The following is a 20,044-nucleotide window of genomic DNA, read 5'->3' as shown; positions in this document are numbered from 1 at the left end:
CCACATTCCCTGAGTCAAGGACCGTGATCGACGTGAAGGTCGGCATCCCCCGCGAGGTCAAGAACAACGAGTTCCGGGTGGCCATCACCCCGGCCGGCGTGCACGAGCTGGTGCGCAACGGACACCAGGTCGTCGTCGAGCGGAACGCGGGCACCGGCTCCGCGATCCCTGACGAGGAGTACACCGCGGCCGGTGCCGAGATCCTGGAGACCGCCGACGAGGTCTGGGCCGCCGCCGACCTGCTGCTCAAGGTCAAGGAGCCGATCGCGGAGGAGTACCACCGCCTGCGCAAGGACCAGATCCTCTTCACCTACCTGCACCTGGCCGCCTCCAAGGAGTGCACGGACGCCCTCCTGGAGTCCGGCACCACGGCGATCGCCTACGAGACCGTCGAGCTGCCGAACCGCGCCCTGCCGCTGCTCGCCCCGATGTCCGAGGTCGCGGGCCGCCTCGCCCCGCAGGTCGGCGCCTACCACCTGATGCGCGCGGCCGGCGGCCGCGGTGTCCTGCCGGGCGGCGTCCCGGGCGTGCCCGCGGGCAAGGCCGTCATCATCGGCGGCGGCGTCTCCGGCTGGAACGCCGCGCAGATCGCCATCGGCCTGGGCTTCCACGTGACCCTGCTCGACAAGGACATCAACAAGCTCAAGGAAGCCGACAAGATCTTCGGCACGAAGATCCAGACCGTCGTCTCCAACGCCTTCGAGCTGGAGAAGGCGTGCCTGGAGGCCGACCTCGTGGTGGGCGCCGTGCTCATCCCGGGCGCCAAGGCCCCCAAGCTGGTCACCAACGAGCTGGTCTCCCGGATGAAGGCCGGCAGTGTCCTTGTCGACATCGCGATCGACCAGGGCGGCTGCTTCGAGGACTCGCACCCGACCACGCACGCCGAGCCGGCCTTCAGGGTCCACGAGTCGGTGTTCTACTGCGTCGCCAACATGCCCGGCGCGGTGCCCAACACCTCGACCTACGCGCTGACCAACGCCACGCTGCCGTACATCGTCTCGCTCGCCAACAACGGCTGGGTCGAGGCGCTGCGCCGGGACGCCGCGCTCGCCAAGGGCCTCAACACCCATGACGGCAAGGTCGTCTACCGGGAGGTCGCCGAGGCCCACGGCCTGGACCACGTCGAGCTGGCGTCGCTGCTCGTCTGACCCGCACGCGTCGGGGAGTCGACCAAGTCACCCGACGGAAAAAGGCGATACGTCAACTCGTGTCGTCAACGACACGCGCCCGGCCGGACCTTGCCCGCAAGGTCCGGCCGGATGTGTGTATGGTCACTTCGCCGCACACGGCCAACTCGCCTCGAACGCAACCATTCGACCGATTCACGCACCGGTGAAACCTGCTGTGCGACGGTCGTACGCCCTTGACAGAGGGATGTTTCATTGCCGACACATCGAGCCGGGTCCGGCGGATTGTGTTGCTGCGGACGCCCGACACGCCATAGAGTCGCCAACCGTCGGCATGGTGCCACGCTGACCTGTCTAGAAATTTCCTGGTCACCAAGGAGGTAAGACGACTTGTGAATGAGTCGACATTTTCTCCCGGGGGTGGTCAACCAGGAATGCCTGTGCGGGGCCAGAGCTCCGCGGGGCTCGAGGCTGTCGGCTCCGTCGCTGTGCGCACCTTCGCAGCCCACCAGGGTCACCGGTTCCCGCGGGTGACCCAGCCAGGACACCAGAGCATGGATGGCCATCACGTGAACGCCATGGCCGGCGACGGAAGTGGCGCGCCCCACAACCACTTCGCCGACTACGACGAACTGCCCGAGGGGCACTTCTACGACCCCGACGCCGAGTACGAGCCCGATCCCGAGTACGCGGCCACGCTCGCGCCCGACGCGGCCCGACAGCGCCGTGAGCGCGTCGGCCCGACCGGACGCCCGCTGCCGTACTTCCCGATCCCCGGGCCGCTGACCGACCACGGACCCGCGAAGATCATCGCGATGTGCAACCAGAAGGGCGGCGTCGGCAAGACCACGTCGACCATCAACCTGGGTGCCGCGCTCGCGGAGTACGGACGCCGGGTGCTGCTCGTGGACTTCGACCCGCAGGGCGCGCTGTCGGTGGGTCTCGGCGTCAACCCCATGGAGCTGGACCTCACCGTCTACAACCTGCTCATGGAGCGGGGCATGTCCGCGGACGAGGTCCTGCTGAAGACGGCGGTCCCCAACATGGACCTGCTGCCCAGCAACATCGACCTGTCGGCCGCCGAGGTGCAGCTGGTCTCCGAGGTCGCGCGCGAGTCCACGCTCCAGCGTGCGCTCAAGCCGCTGATGGACGACTACGACTACATCGTCATCGACTGCCAGCCCTCGCTCGGTCTGCTCACCGTCAACGCCCTCACGGCCGCGCACAAGGTGATCGTGCCGCTGGAGTGCGAGTTCTTCGCGCTGCGCGGTGTCGCGCTGCTGACCGAGACGATCGAGAAGGTCCAGGAACGCCTCAACCCCGACCTGGAGCTGGACGGCATCCTCGCCACGATGTACGACTCGCGCACCGTGCACAGCCGTGAGGTGCTCGCCCGTGTCGTCGAGGCGTTCGACGACCACGTCTACCACACGGTCATCGGGCGCACGGTCCGCTTCCCGGAGACCACGGTCGCCGGTGAGCCGATCACCACGTACGCCTCCAACTCCGTCGGTGCCGCCGCCTACCGCCAGCTCGCCAGGGAGGTGCTCGCCCGGTGTCACGCCGAGTGAGTCTGCCGGGGGCCGACGAACTGTTCCGTACGACAGGGGGGACCGCGCTCCAGGCGTCCACTCCCCGGCGCCAGCCGGGCGGCGAGGCCAGGGTGCCGGCCCCGGCGGGCGAGAGCGACGCCGCCGCCCCGGCGGAGGACGCGCCGCACTCGGTGCCCGCGCAGGGCGGTGACGGCGAGGGCGCCGAGCATGTCGCGGCCGACACCGAGGCGGCCGACGCGGGCGAGTCCCGCAGCCGCGGCGCCGCGGGCGCCGGGGCGGAGCGCTCCGGACGGCGCCAGGCCCAGCCGGGCCAGGACGGCGCCGCTGCGGCCCCCCGCAAGCGCGGACGCTCGGCCAACCGCCGCCCCAGCGGACGCGAACGCCACGACGAGAAGATCACCGTCTACGTCTCCGCCGAGGAACTGATGGACCTGGAGCACGCGCGTCTGGTGCTGCGCGGCGAGCACGGCCTGGCCGTAGACCGCGGCCGGATCGTCCGCGAGGCGGTCGCCGTGGTCCTGGCCGACCTGGAGTCCCGCGGGGACACGAGCATTCTCGTACGCCGGCTGCGCGGACGGTAGCGGTAGCCTGCGGAGGCCATGACCTCGAACGACGTACCTCCCCCGGACCCGGGCCCCGCCGCCGCGCGCAGGCGCGCCCTGGGCAGGGGACCCGGCGCGGCCCCGGCACCCGTCGCGCCCGAGCCGCACGAAGCGGGCCCAGCCCCCGAGGCCGGCACCGCCCCGCGCCCCTCGGCCCCGGCGGCCGTACAGCCCGCCGGGCGGAACACGGAACCCGCGCCGACGGCGCCCGAGAGGCCCGTGGTGGCCGGAGCATCGGTCGAGCCGGTCGCGGCGGTCGCGGCGGTCGCGGCGGTCCCGTCCGCCGGGCCCGAGCCGGGAGGAGAGGGCGCGGCGCGCGCGGCCTCCGCCGGGGACGGGGAGCGCGGCGAGGGCGGAGACGGGGTCTTCACCGTGCGGCTGGCCAACTTCGAGGGGCCCTTCGACCTGCTGCTCCAGCTGATCGCCAAGCACAAGCTGGACGTCACCGAGGTCGCGCTGTCGAAGGTCACCGACGAGTTCATGGCGCACATCCGGTCCATGGGCCCGGACTGGGACCTCGACCGGACGACCGAGTTCCTGGTGGTGGCCGCCACCCTGCTCGATCTGAAGGCGGCCCGGCTGCTGCCCGCCGCCGAGGTGGAGGACGAGGCCGACCTCGCGCTCCTGGAGGCCCGGGACCTGCTGTTCGCCCGGCTGCTCCAGTACCGCGCGTACAAGCGGATCGCCGACATCTTCGACGCCCGGCTCACCGCCGAGGCCCGCCGCCACCCCCGTACCGTCGGACTGGAACCGCACCACGCCGAGCTGCTGCCCGAGGTCGTCATCAGCATCGGCCCCGAGGGGTTCGCCCGGCTGGCCGTCAAGGCGATGCAGCCCCGGCCCAGACCCCAGGTGTACGTGGACCACATCCACGCGCCGCTGGTCAGCGTGCAGGAGCAGGCCCGGATCGTGGTCGAGCGGCTGCGGGAGACGGGCGAGGCCCGCTTCCAGGACCTGGTGGCGGACACCGACGACACGCTCACGGTCGTCGCCCGCTTCCTGGCGCTGCTGGAGCTGTACCGGGAGAAGGCCGTCGCCCTCGACCAGGAGACGGCCCTCGGCGACCTGCTGGTGCGCTGGACGGGCGGCGACGAGGACGCGCACACGCGGGTGACCGACGAGTTCGACCGGCCGCCCGAGAAGCCCGAGGAGGAGCGAAAGCCATGAGCGCGGAACCCATGAGCGCGGAAGCCCTGAGCGAGGAAGTCCTGAGCGAGGAGACCGGGGCCGCGGGACTTCCCGCGGGCCTGCGGCCCGTCGCCGCACTCGACCTCAAGCCCGCCCTGGAGGCCGTGCTCATGGTCGTGGACGAACCCGCGACCGAGGAACTGCTGGCCAGGACGCTCCAGCGGCCCCGGCGGCAGATCGCGGACGCACTGCGCGAGCTGGCCGACGAGTACACCGCCGAGGGGCGCGGCTTCGAGCTGCGGCTGATCGCCGGCGGCTGGCGCTTCTCCACCCGCCCCGAGTACGCGGCGGCCGTCGAGGGCTTCGTCCTGGACGGCCAGCAGGCCCGGCTCACCCAGGCCGCGCTGGAGACGTTGGCGGTGGTCGCCTACCGCCAGCCGGTCAGCCGCAGCAGGGTCTCCGCCGTGCGCGGAGTGAACTGCGACGGGGTCATGCGCACCCTGCTCCAGCGCGGACTGGTCCAGGAGGCGGGCACGGAACCCGAAACAGGTGCGATCCTGTACAGGACGACGAACTACTTCCTGGAGCGGATGGGCCTGCGCGGTCTGGACGAGCTCCCGGAGCTCGCGCCCTTCCTCCCCGAGGCGGAGGCGATCGAGGCCGAGACCCAGGAGGCCGTACCGTCGTTCGACCCGGACGCCCCGGACCTGGACGACGGTCACGGGACGCACATGACTCACACGACGACGACGGAACTTTGATGCGAAGCAGCGGTAGCGGCAGCGGCAAGAGCGGCGGACGCGGTAACCACCGCGGTGCCGGCAACGACAGGGACCAGAAGCAGGGGCAGGGACGCCCCGGCAAGCCCCGCCCCGAGGAGCGCCGCTACGACGTGGGCCCCGGCGCCACCAAGGACGGCCCGAAGTCCGGGCGCGGCGGAGCGGCCCGCGGCGGCGCCAAGGGCGGCCCCCGCAAACCCGAGGGCCAGGGCGGGCGTACGACTCCGGCGCGCTCGCGCGAGTACGAGACGCGGACGGAGGAGCGCAACCGCGACCGGTACGCGGGCAAGAAGGACGTCAAGCTGCCCAAGACCTTCCCGGGCGCCGAGCAGGAGGGCGAGCGGCTCCAGAAGGTGCTCGCGCGCGCGGGGTACGGTTCGCGGCGCGCCTGCGAGGAGCTGATCGAGCAGGCCCGCGTCGAGATCAACGGCGAGATCGTCCTGGAGCAGGGCCGCCGGGTCGACCCGGAGAAGGACGAGGTCAAGGTCGACGGCCTGACCGTCGCGACGCAGTCGTACCAGTTCTTCTCGCTGAACAAGCCCGCGGGCGTCGTCTCCACCATGGAGGACCCCGAGGGCCGGCAGTGCCTGGGCGACTACGTCACCAACCGCGAGACGCGGCTGTTCCACGTCGGCCGGCTGGACACCGAGACCGAGGGTGTCATCCTGCTCACCAACCACGGCGAGCTGGCGCACCGCCTCACCCACCCCAAGTACGGCGTGCGCAAGACGTATCTGGCGCACATCGTCGGCCCGATCCCGCGCGACCTCGGCAAGCGCCTGAAGGACGGCATCCAGCTGGAGGACGGCTACGCGCGCGCGGACCACTTCCGGGTCGTCGAGCAGACCGGCAAGAACTACCTCGTCGAGGTCACCCTGCACGAGGGCCGCAAGCACATCGTGCGCCGCATGCTCGCCGAGGCGGGTTTCCCGGTCGACAAGCTCGTGCGCACCGCCTTCGGCCCGATCACCCTCGGCGACCAGAAGTCCGGCTGGCTGCGCCGCCTGTCCAACACCGAGGTCGGCATGCTGATGCAGGAGGTCGACCTCTAGGGTCTCGGCGGGGGTCCGTACACCGGCGGGCGGTGGCGCTCTCGTGGTGCCACCGCCTCGCCGTGCGCGGCCCCGTACCCGATCCTGGAGGAAGTCCGTATGACCGCCACGACCGCCGCCGGGCGGGCCACCGGAGCGCTGCTGGGCCTGGCCCTGGGCGACGCGCTGGGGTTTCCGACCGAGTTCAGCGACGTGCCCTCGATCCTCGCCAAGTGCGGGCCGTGGCGGGAGACGGAGCTGCCGACGCCGGCTTTTGTCACCGACGACACCCAGATGACGCTGGCGCTGGGGCGGGGACTGCGCACCGCCATGGAGCGGGGGCCGCTGGCTCCGCGGCGGCTGGAGCGGTCGGTGCGGGAGGAGTTCGTGGACTGGTCGCGCTCTCCGGACAACAACCGGGCGCCCGGCCACACCTGCATGGTCGCCTGCGGTCTGCTCGGCGACCCGGACCGGCCCTGGCAGCGGGCGAGCCAGGTCGAGTCCAAGGGGTGCGGGGCCAACATGCGGGTGGCGCCGCTCGGGCTGGTCCCCGGGCTGGACGACGTCCGGCGGGCGGGTGCCGCGCAGTTGCAGGCCGCGCTCACCCACGGCCATCCGACGGCGCTGGCCGCCTCCGACCTCACCGCGCACGCCGTACGCCTCCTCGCGCACGGCACCGCCCCGGCGGACCTGGTCGCGCTGCTGCGCTCGTACGCCGAGGAGAACCGGACCCGCTACCACCACCTGTGGCTGGGCGACCTGTGGACGCGCACCGGGGACGCGGGGCCCGAGCGGTTCATCGCCCGCGGCTGGGACGAGTGCCTGGTGGTGCTGGACCGGCTGGCGCGGGCCGTGGCGACGGTGTCGGCCGAGGACGATCCGTGCGAGGCCACCGGCGACGGCTGGATCGCCGAGGAGGCCCTGGCGACCGGCCTGCTGTGCTTCCTGCTCTTCCCCGACGAGCCCGTCACCGTCCTGCGCCGCGCCGCCTGCACCCGCGGCGACTCCGACTCCCTGGCCTGCCTGGCGGGCGCCTTCGCGGGCGCGCACCTGGGCCCCGGTGCCTGGCCCGCGGCCTGGACCGAGCGCATCGAGTACCGGGACGAACTGCTGGCGCTGGGGGCCCTCTGGGACGTCTGAGCGGCTCCCAGCGGGCTCACACGGGCCGGGCGGGGGCGCCGAGCGCCGAGGCGCGGCGGACGCGGTACAGGAAGTCCTCCACGCGGCGCAGATCGGGCTCCTCGGGCAGCGGGGTGCGCGCCGCGGCCTGTTCGGTCTCGGCGGCCAGCCGGGTCATCCAGGACTCCACCTCGGGCCAGGGGACCTCGCCGCCGCGCACGGCCAGCAGCCGGGTCCGGGCGTCGCCGGTGCCGATGTCCAGGCGGCCGGTGCGCAGCAGGTCGCGGGCGCTGGTCAGCAGGCGCAGCAGATGCATGGCGTGCTTCCAGCGCGGGGCGCCGTGCGCCCGGACACCGGCCTCCAGCCTGCGGCGCTGGGCGAGCGCGTAGCCGGTGAAGGAGGCGTGCACCCGGCGGGAGAGGAACGCCTCGCGCAGGGCGAGCAGTTCACGGCCGGTGTCGTCGGCGTACTCCACGAGCGGGGAGTGCAGGCACTCCAGGATGTTCGGATTGCCGCGCAGCGCCAGTTCGCAGAAGCGCTCCAGTTCCCAGCTGAACTGCTCCGGCAGCGGCCCCTCGGCGTGGGCGGGCGGCTTCTCGAAGCGCCAGAAGAGCGGGGCGGGGGCGACGAAGACGCCACGGCGGTCCGTGTCGCTGTCCTCCGTCGCCAGCCCGAATGCCCGCGAGCCCATGACACAGGCGTAGATCGTGTGGTCGCGTACCAGGTCCTCGGGCTGCATGCCCGGGAGCGTACGCGGATCCTCACACCAGGCGGATGGAATTTCCCTCCACCTGGATCTCCTTGGCGGCCAGCGGCCGGGAGGCCGGGCCGTGCGCCACCGAGCCGTCGGCGGCGTGGAACATGCTGCCGTGGCAGGGGCAGGCGATGGTGCCGTTCTCCACCGAGGCGACGGTGCAGCCCTGGTGGGTGCAGACCGCGGAGAACGCCTTGAACTGCCCCTTCTCCGGCTGGGTGACGATGACGCGCTGCTCCTTGAAGATCTTGCCGCCGCCGACCGGGATGTCGTCGGTGCGGGTCAGCTCCGCGCCGGCGGCGCTGTGCGAGGGGGAGGCGGCGGCCGCCGTGGTCGGTGCCGTGGAGGCGGTGTGCGGTGCCGAGGAGGCGGCCTCGGGGGAGGCCGCGCTGTCGCCGCCCGAGGTCGAGTCGCTGCATCCGGCGGCGAGCGCAGCCGCGCCCGTCGCGAGAACCGTGCGCCGGGTCGTGCCCTGAGTCATGCCGTCACTCCGAGGGTGCCGAGGTGGGGGGAGTCGCTCCGAGCGGAGCGCAAGCATCTTCGCACCGAAAACTCTCAAGTCGAAGTAAATGCGAACTCATTGGTGCAAATGGTGCATCCGTTCGCCGTCTCAGCGGGCGGGCGCCGCGCGTGGGCCGCCCGCCGCCCAACTAGGCTGGTCGGCCGGGACCCCGTCACCGGCGGGCCCGCAGCACTCAGGTCGGACTCAGGTCAGCACACGTCAGCAAGGAGCAGCGCCGTGGCGGTACGAGCGGTCCGGGGGGCCGTCCAGCTGGAACGGGACGACGCCGGTCACATGAGCGAGCAGGTCGAGGCGCTGCTCACCGCCGTCCTGGAGCGCAACGGCCTGACCGCCGACGACCTCATCAGCATCTGGTTCACGGCCACCCCCGACCTGCACAGCGACTTCCCCGCGGTCGCCGCCCGCCGGCTCGGCATCGCCGACGTACCGCTGATCTGCGCGCAGGAGCTGGACATCGAGGGCGCGATGCCCCGCGTGGTCCGGGTCCTCGCGCACATCGAGACCGACCGGCCGCGCGCCGAGGTCACCCACGTCTACCTCGGCGCGGCGGCCGCCCTGCGCAAGGACATCGCCCAGTGAGGACCGCACTCGTCATCGGCACCGGCCTGATCGGCACCTCCGCCGCCCTGGCCCTCGTCGGGCGCGGGGTGCGGGTGCACCTGGCCGACCGCGACCCCGAGCAGGCCCGCACGGCGGTCGCGCTCGGCGCCGGCACGGACGAGGCGCCCGAGGGTCCCGTCGACCTGGCGCTCGTGGCCGCCCCGCCCGCGCACGTCGCCGGGGTGCTCGCCGACGCCATGCGCCGGGGCGTGGCCCGCGGCTACCTGGACGTGGCCAGCGTCAAGGGCGCCCCGCGCCGCGAGCTGGAGGCGCTGGGCCTGGACCTGAGCCACTACATCGGCAGCCACCCCATGTCGGGCCGGGAGAAGTCCGGACCGCTGGCCGCGAGCGCCGACCTCTTCGAGGGCCGCCCCTGGGTGCTCACCCCCACCAGGGACACCGACACCGAGGTGCTCAACCTCGCCCTCGAACTGGTCTCGCACTGCCGCGCGGTCCCGGTCGTCATGGACGCCGACGCCCACGACCGGGCCGTGGCCCTGGTCTCCCACATGCCCCAGCTGGTCTCCAGCACGGTCGCCGCGCGCCTGGAGCACGCCGAGGAGGCGGCCGTACGGCTGTGCGGGCAGGGCATCCGGGACGTGACCCGGATCGCCGCCTCCGAGCCGCAGATGTGGATCGACATCCTCTCGGCGAACCCGGGCCCGGTCGCCGATCTGCTCACCGACGTCGCCGCCGACCTGGACGAGACGGCGCGGGCGCTGCGCGCGCTCCGGTCCGCCGACGGCGCCGAGCGGGAGGAGGGCGGCGCCCGGGTCCGCGACGTGCTGCGGCGGGGCAACGCGGGCCGGGTCCGGGTGCCCGGCAAGCACGGGTCGGCGCCGCGGGCGTACGAGGTCGTCGCCGTCCTCATCGACGACCAGCCGGGTCAGCTGGCCCGGATCTTCGCCGACGCCGGGACGGCCGGGGTGAACATCGAGGACGTCCGGATCGAGCACGCGACGGGCCGGCAGGCCGGTCTGGTGCAGCTGATGGTGGAGCCGCGGGCCGTCCCGGTGCTGACGGCGGCGCTGCGCGAGCGGGGCTGGGCGCTGCGGCAGTGAGCGCGGGGCACCTCCGGCAGCATGAGGGGCCCCGGGCAGCCAGTAACCTTGTGCCGGGGGCCCCGGCTCCCGCACACCCATCCACCACCCTTCACCAGGAAGGTGCCCCGCTGTGGAAGACGGCGCCGCCCGGACCGCCCAGCCCGTGATTGTCGCCATCGACGGCCCCTCCGGCACGGGCAAGTCGAGCACGTCCAAGGCCGTGGCCGCGCAGCTCGGCCTGAGCTATCTGGACACCGGCGCCCAGTACCGGGCGATCACCTGGTGGATGGTGACCAACGGCATCGACATCGACGACCCCACCGCGATCGCCGCCGTGGCCGCCAAGCCGGAGATCGTCTCCGGCACCGACCCGGCCCACCCGACGATCACCGTCGACGGCGTGGACGTGTCCGGCCCGATCCGCACCCAGGAGGTCACCTCCCAGGTCAGCGCGGTCAGCGCCGTGCCCGAGGTGCGCACCGTGATCACCGGGCTCCAGCGCACCCTGGCCGGGGCCGCCGACCGCGGCATCGTCGTCGAGGGCCGCGACATCGGCACCACCGTGCTGCCCGACGCCGATCTGAAGATCTTCCTCACCGCGTCGCCGGAGGCGCGCGCGGCCCGCCGCAGCGGCGAGCTGAAGGGCGCCGATGTGCGCGCCACCCGCGAGGCCCTGGTCAAGCGGGACGCGGCCGACTCCAGCCGGGCCGCCTCCCCGCTGGCCAAGGCGGACGACGCCGTCGAGGTGGACACCACCGAGCTGACGCTCGCCCAGGTCGTCGAGTGCGTCGTCCTGCTCGTCGAGGAGAAGCGGGCCGCCGCGTGAGTCTTCCGTCCCAGCAGACGGCCGGTGCCGCGTCCGAGCGCGGCGCGGACGTCGGCCGCCGGATCGGCGTCGGGCTGATGTACGGCCTGTGGCGCCCCCGGGTCCTGGGCGCCTGGAAGGTGCCCGCGACCGGGCCGCTGATCTTCGCCGTCAACCACTCCCACAACGTCGACGGACCCATGGTCATGGGCGTGGCACCCCGGCCGGTGCACTTCCTGATCAAGAAGGAGGCGTTCGTCGGACCGCTCGGCTCCTTCCTGACCGGTATCGGCCAGCTCCCGGTGGACCGGCACAGCGCCGACCGCACCGCGATCACCCGGGCGCTCGGCGTGCTGGAGCAGGGCGGTGTCCTCGGCATCTTCCCCGAGGGCACCCGCGGCGAGGGCGACTTCGCCGCGCTGCGCGCCGGGCTCGCCTACTTCGCCGTCCGCAGCGGGGCGCCCATCGTCCCGGTGGCGGTGCTGGGCAGCTCCGAGCGGCGGGGCCGGTTGATACGGGGGCTGCCCCCGCTGCGCTCGCGGGTCGACGTCGTCTTCGGCGACCCGTTCGAAGCGGGTGACGGCAGCGGCAGACGGACCCGGCGGGCACTGGACGAGGCCACCGGGCACATCCGGAAGCAGCTCGCCGACCACCTGGAAAACGCCAGGCGCCGCACCGGGCGCTAGGTGACACTTGAGTAGTGGAGAGCGCCACCGACCGTGGCGCCCGCCACCGATCACCACGATGAACTACGAGGTACGGACTTCATGAACGACGACATCCAGCCCGACGGCTCGGCCGCGCACGAGTACGAGCACGGGGCGCTCGGCGACGCCGAGTACGCGGAGTTCATGGAGCTCGCCGCCGAAGAGGGCTTCGACATCGAGGACGTCGAGGGCGCCATCGAGGCCGCCGGACACGGCCCGCTGCCCGTGCTCGCCGTCGTCGGCCGCCCCAATGTCGGCAAGTCGACCCTGGTGAACCGCATCATCGGCCGCCGCGAGGCGGTCGTCGAGGACAAGCCCGGCGTCACCCGCGACCGGGTCACCTACGAGGCCGAGTGGGCGGGCCGCCGCTTCAAGGTCGTCGACACCGGCGGCTGGGAGCAGGACGTCCTCGGCATCGACGCCTCCGTCGCCGCGCAGGCCGAGTACGCCATCGAGGCCGCCGACGCGGTCGTCTTCGTGGTGGACGCCAAGGTCGGCGCCACCGACACCGACGAGGCCGTCGTCCGGCTGCTGCGCAAGGCGGGCAAGCCCGTGGTGCTGTGCGCCAACAAGGTCGACGGCCCCAGCGGCGAGGCCGACGCGGCCTATCTGTGGTCCCTCGGCCTCGGCGAGCCGCACCCGGTCTCCGCGCTGCACGGCCGCGGCACCGGCGACATGCTGGACCGGGTCCTGGAGGCGCTGCCCGAGGCGCCGCTCCAGAGCTTCGGCGCCGGCGCCCCCGGCGGCCCGCGCCGGATCGCCCTGATCGGCCGCCCCAACGTCGGCAAGTCCTCGCTGCTGAACAAGGTCGCGGGCGAGGAGCGCGTCGTCGTCAACGAGCTGGCGGGCACCACCCGCGACCCGGTCGACGAGATGATCGAACTGGGCGGTGTCACCTGGAAGTTCGTCGACACCGCGGGCATCCGCAAGCGGGTCCACCTCCAGCAGGGCGCCGACTACTACGCGTCCCTGCGCACCGCCGCCGCGGTCGAGAAGGCCGAGGTCGCCGTCATCCTGATCGACGCCTCGGAGTCGATCTCGGTGCAGGACCAGCGCATCGTCACCATGGCCGTCGAGGCGGGCCGCGCCCTGGTCCTCGCCTTCAACAAGTGGGACACCCTCGACGAGGAGCGCCGCTACTACCTGGAGCGGGAGATCGAGACCGAGCTGGGCCAGATCGCCTGGGCCCCGCGTGTGAACGTCTCGGCGCGCACCGGACGGCACATGGAGAAGCTGGTCCCGGCGATCGAGACCGCGCTGGCCGGCTGGGAGACCCGGGTGCCCACCGGCCGTCTCAACGCCTTCCTCGGCGAGCTGGTCTCCGCCCACCCGCACCCGATCCGGGGCGGCAAGCAGCCGCGCATCCTGTTCGGCACCCAGGCGGGCACCAAGCCGCCGCGGTTCGTGCTCTTCGCCTCCGGCTTCATCGAGGCCGGCTACCGGCGCTTCATCGAGCGCCGGCTGCGCGAGGAGTTCGGCTTCGAGGGCACCCCGATCCACATCTCGGTGCGGGTGCGGGAGAAGCGCGGCGCGAAGAAGAAGTGACCTGAGGTCCTTCCTCCGGACACAAGAGGGCGGCCCCTGGCTCAGGGGCCGCCCTCTTGTGTCCCCGTACGCCCGGCGGCGGGCTCAGTCGCCGCGGCGCGGGGCGGGCGGCAGCGCCGCCGGGACGTGGTGCATCCCGGGCCCGGCCTCCTGCCGCCCCAGCGTCCCGACGCGCTGCCACTGCGTCTGCTGCCGTCCGGTGCCGTGCCGGGTGCTGTACGCGCCCGCGCTGTAGGCGATGTACGTGTTCGGGCCGAGACCGCGCGGCAGGTTGCCGAACGCGACGAAGCCCAGGTCCTCCTCGCCGCTGCGGTCGCCCGGCAGCGTCCGGTAGGACTTGACGTACTCGGCGTAGAGCGCGTCGTAGATCGGCGTGGCCGAGTAGCCGTGCTGATCATGGGACGGCTGCGTGGACCGGTTCGGATGGTAGGACTGGCGGCGGGGAACCTCATATGCGTGCACGTATGTCCAAACGACCCCGAACCGGAAGAGATGCGGCTCAGGTCCCGGCGAGCGGCAGCGTCGCCGCGACCAGCCTGCCCTGCGCCGCCGCCTTGTCCAGGGCGTTGCGCAGCAGGTCCTCGCGGGGCTGGCGGCCGATGGCCCCGACCGGCGCCGCGAACATCAGGACCTGCTGGTGCTTGTTGGCCGCGGCCCGCCAGCCGTCGGTGACCTGGAGCGGCTGGTGCGCCTGCCACCAGGCGGCGGGCCTGCCGTCCTCCGTGCCCGGCTGGAGGACGGCGTGCAGCTGGCCCATGGCGAGCAGCACCGACCAGCCGTGCAGCACGGGCGGCACGGAGGCGAGGTCGGCCATCGGGACGTAGCCCTGCTCGGTGAGCAGGGTCAGGAACTCGTCGTCGGGGCCGTTGGAGCCCGGCCGCACGATGGGGCCGGTCGGCTCGACCACCAGCGCGGGGTGCAGCTCGCCCGCGACCAGGACGAGCCCGCTGGTCACCCCGAGGACGGCCTGTTCCGGCGCGGCCTGCTGCGGCGCGGTCCGCTCCGGGCTCTGCGGGGGCGTCCCCTGCGCGGGCACGCCGGCGGCCGGGGCGCCCGTGTCCGCGTTGATGGAGCGGACCGCGCCCCGCAGCTGCTCCTCGGTGACCTGGACGACCTGGGAGGGCAGGCAGGTGGAGTGGGCGAAGGCGAGGACGGCGGTCTCGTCCCCGACGAACAGAACGGTGCTGGTGCGCTCCTGCGCGGAGTCGCCGGGGGTGCGGCAGGACGTGCAGTCGTAACTGCCCGGGGCGTTCTCTCCGGCGAGCAGCCGGTCGGCTTCTTCGTCGCCGATCTCGGCGCGTACGGCGTCGCTGACGTCGAGCATGCGCGGCACGGGTGGCTCCTCGGGATGCGGTGCGTGGCGGGACCGGGTGGCTCCCGGCCCTGAACCGGGAGGGCCCCCGGCTCATGCAGAAGACAACGGACGATCCGCGGGGGGAGTCACGCCCTGCGGCGCACGGAATCCGGCCGCTTCCATCCGATGGTCACACAGGGTTTACAGTTCCTCACGCACTGTCGCCGGAGGGGGTGATGCGGACTCCCGGCCGGGCGGTGCGGAGCGACGCCGTCCGCTCCACGGGCGGATCGGGAAGGCTGTCGGGGAGCCGTGGAATTCTTGTGCGGGCCCGTCCTGCCGGGCTGTTCCGAAGGAGGGGGCGAAGGGGGACCGAAGGGAGGACCGCAGGGAAGCGGAATGTCCTTCCGGGTGTGCTCCGGGATTCGCTTCCCGTGCTTTCCCGTGCCTTCCCGGCTGCTTTCCGGCGGGTATTCCCGCGGGATGTCCGGGCTCCGGGGAATTGCGTTCGAATGCCCGCGCGAGAGGGAAGCGGGCGGTGGTGAGGGTGACGGAGTGCGGCGCCGCGCGCTGTGGTGATCTTGTGACGTAAACGTGACAGGCCAGGCGCATGCGTACGGATGCGGCCGCCAGGAGCGCGGTGGACTTCCCTGCTCTCCGGGGGACGCCTAGCGTGGGGGCATGGCACCGATTCCCACTCCGCCGGCGGAGCCCCAGGACAGTCCCGAACGGTATGTCGGTCTGGAGGCGGGCCGGGCCGAACGGCTCGCGCGGGAGCGGGGCTGGTCCACGGTCCGCTCGCTGCCGCCGGGCGCGGTCATCACCATGGAGTACCGGGTCGGGCGGCTCAACTTCGAGGTCGGCGACGGGAAGGTGGCCCGCGCCTGGAAGGGCTGAGGACGCGCCGCCCGCGGCGGTGCGCACCCGGGCGGGTGCGCACCGCGGGTCAGGAGCGGGCCGCCGGGGCCGTGCCGCGCGGGGCGTGCTCGGGCTGCGGCGGCCTGCGGCTGCCGGACGGGGTGACGGGGGAGTGCTCCGCGCGGGCGGTGTGCGGGCCCGGGACGAGGTGGACGGGCGTCCGGGAGGCGCGGCCGGCGCCGAGGGCTCCGTGGGACGCCGGGGCCTCCTCCGCTGCCGGGACGCGCGGCTTGTGCACCACCGGCGTGCCCACCGGAAGGACCGGTCCGGGAACCGGGGCGCGCAGGCCGGAGCGGGTGCGCCAGCGGTCGCGCAGATCGAGGATGCGGGTCTCGGCGCGGGCGATCACCGGCTCGCACCAGGGCAGCGCGAGCAGGATCAGCAGACCGGCGGCCCAGCCGAGCACCACGTCGCTGAGCCAGTGCGTGCCCAGGTAGACGGTGGTGAGGCCGACGCCGAGCGAGGTCACGGCGGAGAGCGCCGACAGCCAGCGGCGCGCGGTCGGGGTGGAGGCCAGATAGGCGAGGATTCCCCAGGTCAGCACGGCGTTCGCGGTGTGGCCGCTGGGAAATATATCGCCGCCGAGACCCATCTCGTTGGAGCCGATGACGGTCGCGTAGTGCGGGCCGAGGCGTCCCATGCCGTATTTCGCGGCGCCGACCGTGACGTTCAGCAGCAGCAGCGAGGTGGCGAGGGTGAGCAGCGGACGCAGGGTGTGCTGCCGCCAGGAGCGCCAGCCCAGCCAGGAGGCGACCATCACGGCGGTGGGGCCGCGCTGTCCGAGGACGACGTAGTAGTCGAGGAACGCGTGGATCTGCGGCCACTGCTGGTACGGCCGGAAGAACATGACCTGCCAGTCCAGGCGCACCAGCCAGGAGGTGGTCACCACGGCCCAGACGATCGCCAGGTAGAAGCCCAGGGTCGCCGAGAAGAGCACGACCCGGTGCCGGCTCATCGTCGGCACGTCGAGGTGCGCCGGCCGCTGTGGCTCACGGTCCAGCCTGGCGAACACCCGGTCCAGGCGGGTGAGGGTTCCTTCGGTAGGCACCTAATCGACGTTACAGCGAGTGAGTGGGGTTCCCGGACGAATCACGTGGTTTGTGATGACGATGTGATGTGGGATTGCTCTCAACGGGGCTTGTTTTTCCCGGATTTCATAAGAGTACGCGCCGCCCGGCATGCATTTCCTTTGATCATTCCGGTGTCCGTTGCCGGGTGTTTATGAATGCGTTGAGCGAACGCCCGGCTGGAATTCACCGTGCGTGCACGCGGGGCGCCGGGCGGATCACGGCTCATGGCACCGGACGGAAAATGATCATGGGGGACCGGCGGGCGCCGGGCCGGGTCACGGCGGCCCCGAGCCGTTCAGCCAGAACGCGCCGTAGACGGCCGACGCCAGCGCGATGCCGCCGGTCAGCAGCGCCGCCCGCGAGGCGCGCAGCCGGGCGAGGGCCAGGGCGAGCGGCAGCAGCAGCGGGAAGGCGGGCAGCAGCAGCCGCGGCTTGGAGCCGAAGTAGCTCGACGCGCACAGGGCGAGCGCGGTGACGATCCCGGAGTACACCAGCAGCGCGGGCGGCTGCCCCTGCCGCACCCCGGTGACGTACAGCCATACCACCAGCGCCACTCCGACGATCAGGCCGGCCCCGGCGAGCGCCGAGGGGAACGCGGTGAACTTCTCGCCGACGAAGCGCGCGAAGGCGTACCCGCCGTCGAAGCCGTTGCGCCAGCCCGCCTGGACGTCGAGATAGCCGAGCGGGCCGCCGCCGGTGCGGTGGCCGACCCACAGCACGTAGCCGGCGGCCCCCAGCGGGGCGAGCAGCATGCCGAGGACGCGCCGGCCGGGACCCGGCGCGGGCGTGAGCGGGGCCGGTGCCGCCGCGCGCCGCTCGCGCAGCAGCGAGAGGACGGCCGCCGTCCACACAGCGGCGGCCACCGCGAGCCCGACCGGCCGGGTCAGCCCGGCCAGCAGCGCCAGGGCGCCCGCGCCCACCCAGCGGCCGGTCAGCACGCAGTACAGCGCCCAGGCGGCGAGCGCCGTGAACAGCGACTCGCTGTACGCCATCGACTGCACGATCCCGACCGGCAGCACCGCCCACAGCAGCACCGCGCAGATCCCCGCCCGGCGGTCGTACACGTGGTCGGCCACCGCGAAGATCCCCCAGGCCGCCGCGAGCGAGGCGAGCAGGCTGACCGCGAACCCCGCGTCGGCGTACGACAGCGGGCCCACCGCGGCGCCCAGCCGCTCCAGCCAGGGCAGCAGCGGGAAGAACGCCAGGTCCGCGTGGACGTCACCGCCCGGCAGGCGCACCTCGTAGCCGTAACCGCCGCCGGCCACCCGCGCGTACCAGAGGGAGTCCCAGCGGGCGGTCAGCAGGGTGTACGCGCTCTTGCCGCGCGCCGCGCTCCAGACGGCCAGTACCAGCAGGCCCAGGGCACGCACGGCCGCGTAGCCGCAGAGCGCGGGGGCGGCGCGGCGCAGGGCCCCGGTGCGGGCCGTCGCCCGGCGTGTCGCAAGATCGGTCACGGGCTCGATTATCGACCGTGGCCGAAAGCCGTCCGGCGGCCGGGGCGGTCCACCCGTACGAGGGAGTGGCGTACACCACACGCGTTCCGTCGGGAGTGTGAGAGATCGGCCACGCACCCGGGCGGGGGACTCGCGTAGGCTGCCGTGTCACTCGCCCTTCGTCGCGCGGACCGGGAACCACCGCTCCTTCCCGGCCCAGGCCCTGGCGCGGAACGTCCCCACTCCGCGGGCCCGCCGAGGCGAGGGTTCATCTGGGAGGTACGTACATGTCCGGCACGTCCGCCGCGACCGCGGCGGTTCGCGGACCGCACCGCCGGGCGGCCGGGGAGGGCGCGGGCCGCTGGCTCGTCCTGGTCGTGCTCTGCGTCAGCCTGCTGCTGGTGGCGGTGGACGCCACCGTGCTGCACGTGGCGGTGCCCGCCGTCACCGAGGACCTCAGGCCCGGCGCCGCCGAACTGCTCTGGATCGTCGACGTCTACCCACTGGTCTGCGCCTCGCTGCTGATCCTCTTCGGCACGCTGGGCGACCGGGTGGGCCGCAGACGGATCCTGCTCCTGGGCTACGCCCTCTTCGGCGTCGCCTCCGCCCTCGCGGCCTTCGCCCACCATCCCCAGACGCTGATCCTGGCCCGAGCGCTGCTCGGCGTCGGCGGTGCCATGATCATGCCGGCCACGCTGTCCATCCTGCGGCAGGTCTTCCCCGACCGGCGCGAGCGGGCGCTCGCGATCGGCGTCTGGAGCGCGGTCGCCGCGGTGGGCGCCGCGGTCGGACCCCTGCTCGGCGGCTTCCTCCTCGAACACTTCTGGTGGGGCTCGGTCTTCCTGGTCAACATCCCGCTGATGCTGGTCAGCCTGCCGGTGGGGCGGCTGCTGCTGCCCGAGTCGACCGGCGGCCGCGAGGGCCCGTGGGACGTGACCGGGGCGCTGCTGGCCGCGGCCGGTCTGTTCGGCAGTGTGTTCGGGGTGAAGCGGCTCGGCGGCGGTGAGCCGGTGCTCAGCGCGCTCACCCTGGGCCCGCTGCTGCTGGGCGCGGCGCTGCTGGTGCTCTTCGTACGGCGGCAGCGGCACCGGACACACCCCCTGGTGGACCTCGGGATGTTCGCGCGGCCCGCCTTCGGCACCGCCGTGGGCTGCATCGTGCTGGCGATGCTGGCCCTGGTCGGCCTGGAGCTGGTCGCCGCCCAGTACCTGCAACTGGTGCTCGGCCTGTCCCCGCTGAGCACCGGACTGCGGCTGCTGCCGCTGACCTTCGCCGCGATGGCGGCCGGACTGGTCGGGGCGCGCGTCCTGCGCCGGTTCGGGCCGCGGCGCATGGTGTGCGCGGGCTTCTGCGCGACGGCCCTCGCCGTGCTCGCGCTGACCGCGATGGGCACCGCGGACGCCGCCGGGCTGCTGCTGGCCGGGTTCGTGCTGCTCGGCTTCGGCCTGGAGACGACGCTCTTCGGCGCGTACGAGTCGATGCTGAGCGAGGCGCCCGCCCACCGGGCGGGCGGGGCCGCGGCGATCGGCGAGACCTCCTACCAACTGGGCGCGGGCATCGGCATCGCCCTGCTCGGCACCGTGATGAACGCGGCCTACGCGCCCGGAGTCTCCCGGGTGCCCGGCGTCCCGGCGGCCGCCTCGGCGCAGGCGTCGCACTCCCTGGGGGAGGCCTACGAGGTCGCGGGGCGGCTCGGCGGGCCGTCCGGGGACGCGCTGCGGCGGGCCGCCCGGGACTCCTTCGTGCACGGACTGCATGTGACGCTGCTGGTGAGCGCGGGACTGCTGCTGCTGGGCGCGCTGGCCGCGCTGCGGCTGCCGCGGGCGATGCAGTGCGAGGAACCGGCGGAGCGACCGGGGGAGCAATCGGGGGAGCGGTCGGCGGCGGATCTGCCCGCGCAGCGGGAGACCGAGCCGGTTCGGGTGGCGCTGGACGCGGGACACCGGGCGTCGTAACGTCGGGCCGGAGCCGTTTGACTAGCAGCGCTAGTCAACTGAGTCGGAGATGCGAGGT

Annotated in this window: 20 protein-coding genes; 14 read left to right on the top strand and 6 right to left on the bottom strand. The window is 73.2% G+C overall.

Going from position 1 to position 20,044, the window contains the following annotated elements:
• The first annotated feature begins 23 nt into the window (after positions 1–23).
• The 7 genes from ald to B086_RS0131690 all read left to right on the top strand — a co-directional run bounded on the left by ald (position 24) and on the right by B086_RS0131690 (position 7,360).
• Complete coding sequence (gene ald, locus B086_RS0131720) at positions 24–1,148, top strand: alanine dehydrogenase (protein ID WP_018570466.1); 1,125 nt, start codon at positions 24–26, stop codon at positions 1,146–1,148.
• A gap of 413 nt (positions 1,149–1,561) precedes the next feature.
• Positions 1,562–2,698 (top strand): ParA family protein, encoded by a 1,137-nt coding sequence (locus tag B086_RS0131715; RefSeq protein WP_078510150.1) that lies wholly within the window; start codon positions 1,562–1,564, stop codon positions 2,696–2,698.
• Positions 2,683–3,261 carry a hypothetical protein gene (locus tag B086_RS0131710; RefSeq protein ID WP_078531249.1) on the top strand — a complete coding sequence of 193 codons (579 nt, stop codon included), beginning with the start codon at positions 2,683–2,685 and terminating at the stop codon, positions 3,259–3,261. Before B086_RS0131715 ends, B086_RS0131710 begins: the two co-directional genes overlap by 16 nt.
• Positions 3,262–3,279: 18 nt before the next feature.
• A complete protein-coding gene (locus B086_RS0131705) occupies positions 3,280–4,449 on the top strand; it encodes a segregation and condensation protein A (RefSeq protein ID WP_018570463.1) in 1,170 nt (389 codons plus the stop codon).
• Between the two features lie 11 nt (positions 4,450–4,460).
• Positions 4,461–5,171, top strand: coding sequence for an SMC-Scp complex subunit ScpB (scpB, locus tag B086_RS0131700; RefSeq protein WP_420712596.1), 711 nt, complete (start codon positions 4,461–4,463; stop codon positions 5,169–5,171).
• Positions 5,171–6,241 carry a pseudouridine synthase gene (locus B086_RS0131695; protein ID WP_018570461.1) on the top strand — a complete coding sequence of 357 codons (1,071 nt, stop codon included), beginning with the start codon at positions 5,171–5,173 and terminating at the stop codon, positions 6,239–6,241. Before scpB ends, B086_RS0131695 begins: the two co-directional genes overlap by 1 nt.
• Positions 6,242–6,340: 99 nt before the next feature.
• Positions 6,341–7,360, top strand: coding sequence for an ADP-ribosylglycohydrolase family protein (locus B086_RS0131690; protein ID WP_018570460.1), 1,020 nt, complete (start codon positions 6,341–6,343; stop codon positions 7,358–7,360).
• Positions 7,361–7,376: 16 nt separating this feature from the next.
• Here B086_RS0131690 and B086_RS0131685 read toward each other — a convergent pair whose 3' ends face one another.
• Both B086_RS0131685 and B086_RS0131680 read right to left on the bottom strand, forming a co-directional pair.
• Positions 7,377–8,078, bottom strand: coding sequence for a DNA polymerase beta superfamily protein (locus B086_RS0131685; protein ID WP_018570459.1), 702 nt, complete (start codon positions 8,076–8,078; stop codon positions 7,377–7,379).
• 22 nt (positions 8,079–8,100) lie between these two features.
• Positions 8,101–8,574: a Rieske (2Fe-2S) protein gene (locus tag B086_RS0131680; protein WP_018570458.1), complete on the bottom strand. Its 474-nt coding sequence runs from the start codon at positions 8,572–8,574 to the stop codon at positions 8,101–8,103.
• A gap of 258 nt (positions 8,575–8,832) precedes the next feature.
• Here B086_RS0131680 and aroH point away from each other — a divergent pair, with 258 nt between their 5' ends.
• The 5 genes from aroH to der all read left to right on the top strand — a co-directional run bounded on the left by aroH (position 8,833) and on the right by der (position 13,316).
• Positions 8,833–9,195, top strand: coding sequence for a chorismate mutase (aroH, locus tag B086_RS0131675; protein ID WP_018570457.1), 363 nt, complete (start codon positions 8,833–8,835; stop codon positions 9,193–9,195).
• Complete coding sequence (locus tag B086_RS0131670) at positions 9,192–10,277, top strand: prephenate dehydrogenase (RefSeq protein WP_018570456.1); 1,086 nt, start codon at positions 9,192–9,194, stop codon at positions 10,275–10,277. Before aroH ends, B086_RS0131670 begins: the two co-directional genes overlap by 4 nt.
• Positions 10,278–10,389: 112 nt before the next feature.
• On the top strand, positions 10,390–11,085 hold the full coding sequence (gene cmk / locus B086_RS0131665) for a (d)CMP kinase (protein WP_018570455.1): 696 nt from the start codon (positions 10,390–10,392) through the stop codon (positions 11,083–11,085).
• Between the two features lie 77 nt (positions 11,086–11,162).
• Positions 11,163–11,750: a lysophospholipid acyltransferase family protein gene (locus B086_RS0131660; RefSeq protein WP_078510153.1), complete on the top strand. Its 588-nt coding sequence runs from the start codon at positions 11,163–11,165 to the stop codon at positions 11,748–11,750.
• Positions 11,751–11,831: 81 nt separating this feature from the next.
• On the top strand, positions 11,832–13,316 hold the full coding sequence (gene der / locus B086_RS0131655; RefSeq protein ID WP_018570453.1) for a ribosome biogenesis GTPase Der: 1,485 nt from the start codon (positions 11,832–11,834) through the stop codon (positions 13,314–13,316).
• A gap of 84 nt (positions 13,317–13,400) precedes the next feature.
• Here the strand turns inward: der and B086_RS0131650 are convergent, their stop codons facing one another.
• Both B086_RS0131650 and B086_RS0131645 read right to left on the bottom strand, forming a co-directional pair.
• Positions 13,401–13,778: a hypothetical protein gene (locus B086_RS0131650; RefSeq protein ID WP_018570452.1), complete on the bottom strand. Its 378-nt coding sequence runs from the start codon at positions 13,776–13,778 to the stop codon at positions 13,401–13,403.
• Positions 13,779–13,815: 37 nt separating this feature from the next.
• The gene (locus B086_RS0131645) at positions 13,816–14,649 is read right to left on the bottom strand and encodes a hypothetical protein (protein ID WP_018570451.1); all 834 of its coding nucleotides are present in this window, start codon (positions 14,647–14,649) and stop codon (positions 13,816–13,818) included.
• A 642-nt stretch (positions 14,650–15,291) separates the two neighbouring features.
• On the opposite strand from B086_RS0131645, the gene B086_RS0131640 reads away from it, so the two are divergent.
• On the top strand, positions 15,292–15,507 hold the full coding sequence (locus tag B086_RS0131640) for an I78 family peptidase inhibitor (RefSeq protein ID WP_018570450.1): 216 nt from the start codon (positions 15,292–15,294) through the stop codon (positions 15,505–15,507).
• Between the two features lie 49 nt (positions 15,508–15,556).
• Here B086_RS0131640 and B086_RS0131635 read toward each other — a convergent pair whose 3' ends face one another.
• Positions 15,557–16,576: a phosphatase PAP2 family protein gene (locus B086_RS0131635; protein WP_026252967.1), complete on the bottom strand. Its 1,020-nt coding sequence runs from the start codon at positions 16,574–16,576 to the stop codon at positions 15,557–15,559.
• A 297-nt stretch (positions 16,577–16,873) separates the two neighbouring features.
• Positions 16,874–18,052 (bottom strand): glycosyltransferase family 39 protein, encoded by a 1,179-nt coding sequence (locus B086_RS0131630; RefSeq protein WP_018570448.1) that lies wholly within the window; start codon positions 18,050–18,052, stop codon positions 16,874–16,876.
• A gap of 266 nt (positions 18,053–18,318) precedes the next feature.
• Between B086_RS0131630 and B086_RS0131625 the strand changes: the two genes are divergently transcribed.
• Positions 18,319–19,986 carry an MFS transporter gene (locus B086_RS0131625; RefSeq protein ID WP_018570447.1) on the top strand — a complete coding sequence of 556 codons (1,668 nt, stop codon included), beginning with the start codon at positions 18,319–18,321 and terminating at the stop codon, positions 19,984–19,986.
• Positions 19,987–20,044 lie beyond the last annotated feature (58 nt).

This window comes from Streptomyces sp. PsTaAH-124, from assembly GCF_000373685.1.
Lineage (GTDB): Bacteria > Actinomycetota > Actinomycetes > Streptomycetales > Streptomycetaceae > Streptomyces > Streptomyces andamanensis.
The sequence above is the reverse complement of the archived record's forward strand: the minus strand, read 5'-3'. Positions and strand labels throughout refer to the sequence as shown.

What these genes read in the sequence shown, in the direction of transcription:
- B086_RS0131715 (WP_078510150.1), top strand. Translation starts at nt 1,562, where the DNA reads ATGCCTGTGCGGGGCCAGAGCTCCGCGGGGCTCGAGGCTGTCGGCTCC.
- B086_RS0131690 (WP_018570460.1), top strand. Translation starts at nt 6,341, where the DNA reads ATGACCGCCACGACCGCCGCCGGGCGGGCCACCGGAGCGCTGCTGGGC.
- B086_RS0131685 (WP_018570459.1), bottom strand. Translation starts at nt 8,078, where the DNA reads ATGCAGCCCGAGGACCTGGTACGCGACCACACGATCTACGCCTGTGTC.
- der (WP_018570453.1), top strand. Translation starts at nt 11,832, where the DNA reads ATGAACGACGACATCCAGCCCGACGGCTCGGCCGCGCACGAGTACGAG.
- B086_RS0131660 (WP_078510153.1), top strand. Translation starts at nt 11,163, where the DNA reads ATGTACGGCCTGTGGCGCCCCCGGGTCCTGGGCGCCTGGAAGGTGCCC.
- scpB (WP_420712596.1), top strand. Translation starts at nt 4,461, where the DNA reads ATGAGCGCGGAAGCCCTGAGCGAGGAAGTCCTGAGCGAGGAGACCGGG.
- B086_RS0131695 (WP_018570461.1), top strand. Translation starts at nt 5,171, where the DNA reads ATGCGAAGCAGCGGTAGCGGCAGCGGCAAGAGCGGCGGACGCGGTAAC.
- B086_RS0131680 (WP_018570458.1), bottom strand. Translation starts at nt 8,574, where the DNA reads ATGACTCAGGGCACGACCCGGCGCACGGTTCTCGCGACGGGCGCGGCT.
- B086_RS0131625 (WP_018570447.1), top strand. Translation starts at nt 18,319, where the DNA reads ATGTCCGGCACGTCCGCCGCGACCGCGGCGGTTCGCGGACCGCACCGC.
- B086_RS0131705 (WP_018570463.1), top strand. Translation starts at nt 3,280, where the DNA reads ATGACCTCGAACGACGTACCTCCCCCGGACCCGGGCCCCGCCGCCGCG.
- B086_RS0131640 (WP_018570450.1), top strand. Translation starts at nt 15,292, where the DNA reads ATGGCACCGATTCCCACTCCGCCGGCGGAGCCCCAGGACAGTCCCGAA.